The 3,593-nt window shown below is 64.7% G+C and carries 3 protein-coding genes; 1 reads left to right on the forward strand and 2 read right to left on the reverse strand.

The window, feature by feature from the left end; genetic code table 11:
* A partial coding sequence (locus HP546_RS27740; protein WP_172232268.1) for a gamma-glutamyltransferase occupies nt 1-363 on the forward strand: 363 nt, incomplete at its 5' end.
* A gap of 254 nt (nt 364-617) precedes the next feature.
* Here HP546_RS27740 and HP546_RS27745 read toward each other — a convergent pair.
* Together HP546_RS27745 and HP546_RS27750 are read right to left on the reverse strand one after the other, a co-directional pair.
* Entirely contained in the window at nt 618-2,537 is a 1,920-nt protein-coding gene (locus HP546_RS27745; protein ID WP_172232271.1) for a methyl-accepting chemotaxis protein, read from the reverse strand.
* A gap of 174 nt (nt 2,538-2,711) precedes the next feature.
* Nucleotides 2,712-3,593, reverse strand: an 882-nt coding sequence (locus HP546_RS27750) for a neutral zinc metallopeptidase (protein WP_172232274.1), incomplete at its 5' end; no start/stop codon positions are given.

The raw sequence follows: 3,593 nt of genomic DNA on the forward strand, positions 1-3,593 counted from the left end.
ATGAGCCCAAGCCTGATGACCCGTGATGGCAAGGTCGAGCTGGTCATCGGTACGCCAGGTGGTTCGCGGATCTTCACCTCTATCTTCCAGGTGATGAACAACCTGTACGACTACGGCATGCCGTTGGACAAGGCAGTGGCGGCACAGCGCGTGCACCATCAGTTGCTGCCCAAGGACACCATCTATTTCGACAGTTATGCACCGCTGACCGGGGATGTGGCTGATGACCTGAAGAAGATGGGTTATGTGCTGGAGGATCAGGGCTGGGAGATGGGCGATATCCAGGCGATCCGCGTGGATGGTGCCAAGCTTGAGACCGCTACCGATCCGCGTGGGCGCGGAGTGGGGATGATCGTCAAATAAGCGCTCGCCAGTGCCGGCCTCATCGCCGGCAAGCCAGCTCCCACGGGTACGGCACTGCCCTCAAGGCCTGTGCAGGTCCTCGGGGGAGGCTCGCCAGCTCCCACAGTTACGGCACTGCCCTCAAGGCCTGTGCAGGTCCTTGGGGGAGGCTCGCCAGCTCCCACAGTTACGGCACTGCCCTCAAGGCCTGTGCAGATCCTGTGGGAGCCTGGCTTGCCGGCGATGGGCCGCAAAGCGGCCCCAGGATTTGAAGGTCAGACGCGGAACTGGCTGACCAAGGTCTGCAACTGCCCGCCAAGGCGCGCCAGTTCCACACTCGACGCAGCCGTTTCGTCACTGGCCGCCGCCGTCTGCTCGGACACATCACGCACATTCAGGATGCTGCGGCTGATCTCTTCAGCCACCGCACTCTGCTGCTCTGCCGCCGCGGCAATCTGCTGGTTCATCGACTGGATGCTCGACACCGTGCCAGTGATGCTCTCCAGCGAGGCGCCGGCTTTGCGCGCCAGCTCGACACTGTTGTCGGTCAGGGCGCGGCTGCCTTGCATGGCATTCGCCACTTGTTGGGTGCCGTGCTGCAGGCTGGCGATCAGCGCTTCGATCTCCTCGGTGGACTTTTGCGTACGCTGGGCCAGCCCGCGGACTTCATCTGCCACCACGGCAAAGCCACGCCCGGCTTCCCCGGCGCGTGCCGCTTCGATCGCGGCGTTCAGCGCCAGCAGGTTGGTCTGCTCGGCTACCGACTTGATCACGTCCATTACGCTGCCGATCTTCTGGCTTTCCTCCTGCAGCAGGTTCATGGCCTCGGTGGAGCGGTGCATGTCTGCGGCCAGGCGCTCGATCTGGCCGATCGCCTCGCCCACCACGCGGTCGCCGGCGCGGGCTTCATCGTCGGCACCGGTGGCGGCATGCGAGGCCTGTTCGGCATTACGTGCCACTTCCTGAACGGTGGCCGCCATTTCATGCATGGCGGTGGCCACCTGGTCGGTCTCGACTTTCTGGCTGTTGGCGCCGGCGCTGGTCTGTTCGGTAACCGCCGACAGCTCCTCGGCGGCGCTGGCGATCTGGGTGACGCCGTCGCGGATGCCGCTGATCAGCTCGCGCAGGGTCGTGCCCATGCGGCCGATGCCCTGCTGCAGTACCCCCAGTTCATCGCGACGGGTGACGCGCAACTGCTGGGTGAGGTCGCCGCTGGCGATCTTTTCCACCGCGATCAGGGTGTCATGCAGCGGGCGGGTGATCTGGCGGGTAATCAGCACCGCTGCCAGTACGCCGACCAGCAGTGCCAGCAACGTGGCGATGGCTTGCAGGCTGCGCGCCTGGGTGCTTTCGATATCGCGGCGCTGCAGCTGGATCTGGTACAGCGCGTCACTGCGCTTGACGATGTCGGCACCCTGCACGGTCATTTCGGCGCGAGCGGTGGTGATAGTGGCGACCGCGTCGCGGAACTGGCGAACCGCGTCACGGTAGGTCATCACCGAGCGTTCGAACTGTTGCAGGCGTGCGTCTTCGGCAGGCAGCTGGCGCTTGAGGTTGTCGATGTCCACCAGCGCTGCGTCCAGCTGGCGCAGGGCCGCCTGCTCGTTGGCGGCGCTGTTGTCGGCAATATAGCCGCGCACATCGATACGCACCTGCAGCAGTTGCTGGCGGGCCTTGCTGATCAGCTGGTACTGGGCCAGGCGTACGCTGTCGGCCTCGGGGCGTGCCATGACCTCCTGGCTGAGGGTATCCATGGCCTGGTCGGCGCGGGTGGCCGAACTGTCCATGGCAACGCGCGCAGCACGGGTGGCGTCGTAGCCCTGGCGCATCTTGTTCAGCGACAGTTTGTAGGCGCTGATGGTCTCGCCCAGTTCACCCAGCAGCTTGATGTTCTCGGCACTTTTGAAGGTGCTGGCCAGGTACGCCTGCTGCTTGCCAAAGGCGTCCAGCTTGGCCTGGGTATTGGCTGCTGCGCTGTCGTCGCCGTTGGCGATCATGTACTGCAGGCGCGCAATGCGCAGGTCGGTGAGGTCCTTGTTGAGCTGGCCGATGTCGCCCATCCAGTTGCTGCGGTCGATCAGGCTGCCCAGGCTGGTCCAGCCGGTCAGGGCCAGCAGGCCGGTAAGGATCAGTACCAGGCCGAAGCCCAGGCCGAGTTTGAGGTTGACGCTGATGTTGGCGAACCAGCTGTTCATGCACGCTCTCCAGAAGTTGTTTTCGCTCGCTTGATCTTCGATCGCCAGGCGTTGTTGTTCTGGATGCCCGCTGACTCGTGCGGGGGTTATCGGCAGTGAAGGGGGAAGCTGAAACGCTTTTTCAGCTGATTTGTAACTGGATGCATTGAGGCCGCAGAGCGGCCCCTATGCAGGTCAAAGGTTGCGCGCACTGAAGGTATCGCAGCTGTTCACCTCACCCTGGGCGAACCCGGCCTTGAACCAGCGCACGCGCTGCGCCGAGGTGCCATGGGTAAAGGAGTCCGGTACCACGCGCCCGCGGCCTTGCTGCTGCAGGCGGTCATCGCCGATGGCATTGGCGGCGTTCAGCGCTTCCTCGACGTCACCCGGCTCCAGCCAGTTCAGCCGCTTCTGCGCCTGATAGGCCCACACCCCGGCCAGGCAGTCGGCCTGCAGCTCCTGGCGTACCAACAGGCCATTGTCGCCTTCCATACGCTGGCCGTTGCGGCGTGCGGCGTCCACCTTGGCCGAAACACCCAGCAGGGTCTGCACGTGGTGGCCGATTTCGTGGGCGATCACATAGGCCTGGGCGAAGTCGCCAGCAGCGGCGAAGCGGGTTTCCATTTCGCGGAAGAACGACATGTCCAGGTATACACGCTGGTCCGCCGGGCAGTAGAACGGCCCGACCGCCGCCGAGGCAAACCCACAGGCCGAATTGACCTGGCCGCTGAACAGCACCAGCTTGGGGTCACGGTACTGTTTGCCGGCTTCGGCGAACAAGGCCTTCCAGGTGTCTTCGGTGTCGCCCAGCACAGAGGCGACAAATTCGGCCTGCTGGTCATTGGCCGGTGGCGCCTTGCCGCCCGCACCGCTGGGTGCCGTCTGCTGTTGCTGCTGTTCCATCTGGCCGGTGAGCTGGCCGAGGATCTGCAACGGGTCCTGCCCGGTAAGCCAGCCGATGCCGACAATCAGCAGAATCGCCCCCAGCCCCAGGCCCTTGCCGCCGCCAAAACGCATGCCGCCGCCACCGCCGCCTTCGCCCCGGGCATCGACCACGTTGTCGCTGCGTCGGCCTTT

It is taken from the genome of Pseudomonas sp. CM25 (assembly GCF_013179705.1).
Lineage (GTDB): Bacteria > Pseudomonadota > Gammaproteobacteria > Pseudomonadales > Pseudomonadaceae > Aquipseudomonas.